This is a genomic window from Streptomyces sp. NPDC032126, assembly GCF_055580085.1.
In genome coordinates this window covers 1-1591 of sequence record NZ_JBVIMA010000025.1, presented here as the reverse complement: position 1 = coordinate 1591, position 1591 = coordinate 1, and the positions used below count along the sequence as shown (strand labels likewise).

The 1591-nt window shown below is 56.5% G+C and carries 2 rRNA genes; both read right to left on the bottom strand.

Going from position 1 to position 1591, the window contains the following annotated elements:
• A 5S ribosomal RNA gene (gene rrf / locus ACZ5NW_RS37600) occupies nucleotides 1–107 on the bottom strand; the annotation flags it as partial.
• An 89-nt stretch (nucleotides 108–196) separates the two neighbouring features.
• A 23S ribosomal RNA gene (locus tag ACZ5NW_RS37595) occupies nucleotides 197–1591 on the bottom strand; the annotation flags it as partial.

The following is a 1591-nucleotide window of genomic DNA, read 5'->3' as shown; positions in this document are numbered from 1 at the left end:
GTCCTACTCTCCCACAGGGTCCCCCCTGCAGTACCATCGGCGCTGTGAGGCTTAGCTTCCGGGTTCGGAATGTAACCGGGCGTTTCCCTCACGCTATGACCACCGAAACACTATGAAACTGTCCAGCCGCACCGCATGTGTGACCCATGCGGGGCTGTTCGTGGTTTCAGAACCAACACAGTGGACGCGAGCAACTGAGGACAAGCCCTCGGCCTATTAGTACCGGTCACCTCCACACCTTACGGTGCTTCCAGATCCGGCCTATCAACCCAGTCGTCTACTGGGAGCCTTACCCCATCAAGTGGGTGGGAGTCCTCATCTCGAAGCAGGCTTCCCGCTTAGATGCTTTCAGCGGTTATCCCTCCCGAACGTAGCCAACCAGCCATGCCCTTGGCAGAACAACTGGCACACCAGAGGTTCGTCCGTCCCGGTCCTCTCGTACTAGGGACAGCCCTTCTCAAGACTCCTACGCGCACAGCGGATAGGGACCGAACTGTCTCACGACGTTCTAAACCCAGCTCGCGTACCGCTTTAATGGGCGAACAGCCCAACCCTTGGGACCGACTCCAGCCCCAGGATGCGACGAGCCGACATCGAGGTGCCAAACCATCCCGTCGATATGGACTCTTGGGGAAGATCAGCCTGTTATCCCCGGGGTACCTTTTATCCGTTGAGCGACGGCGCTTCCACAAGCCACCGCCGGATCACTAGTCCCGACTTTCGTCCCTGCTCGACCCGTCGGTCTCACAGTCAAGCTCCCTTGTGCACTTACACTCAACACCTGATTGCCAACCAGGCTGAGGGAACCTTTGGGCGCCTCCGTTACCCTTTAGGAGGCAACCGCCCCAGTTAAACTACCCATCAGACACTGTCCCTGATCCGGATCACGGACCCAGGTTAGACATCCAGCACGACCAGAGTGGTATTTCAACGACGACTCCACCTGAACTGGCGTCCAAGCTTCACAGTCTCCCACCTATCCTACACAAGCCGAACCGAACACCAATATCAAACTGTAGTAAAGGTCCCGGGGTCTTTCCGTCCTGCTGCGCGAAACGAGCATCTTTACTCGTAGTGCAATTTCACCGGGCCTATGGTTGAGACAGTCGAGAAGTCGTTACGCCATTCGTGCAGGTCGGAACTTACCCGACAAGGAATTTCGCTACCTTAGGATGGTTATAGTTACCACCGCCGTTTACTGGCGCTTAAGTTCTCAGCTTCGCCCACCCGAAAGTGAGCTAACCGGTCCCCTTAACGTTCCAGCACCGGGCAGGCGTCAGTCCGTATACATCGCCTTACGGCTTCGCACGGACCTGTGTTTTTAGTAAACAGTCGCTTCTCGCTGGTCTCTGCGGCCACCCCCAGCTCACCAAGTAAATTGGATCACCAGGTGTGGCCCCCCTTCTCCCGAAGTTACGGGGGCATTTTGCCGAGTTCCTTAACCATAGTTCACCCGAACGCCTCGGTATTCTCTACCTGACCACCTGAGTCGGTTTAGGGTACGGGCCGCCATGAAACTCGCTAGAGGCTTTTCTCGACAGCATAGGATCATCCACTTCACCACAATCGGCTCGGCATCAGGTCTCAGACT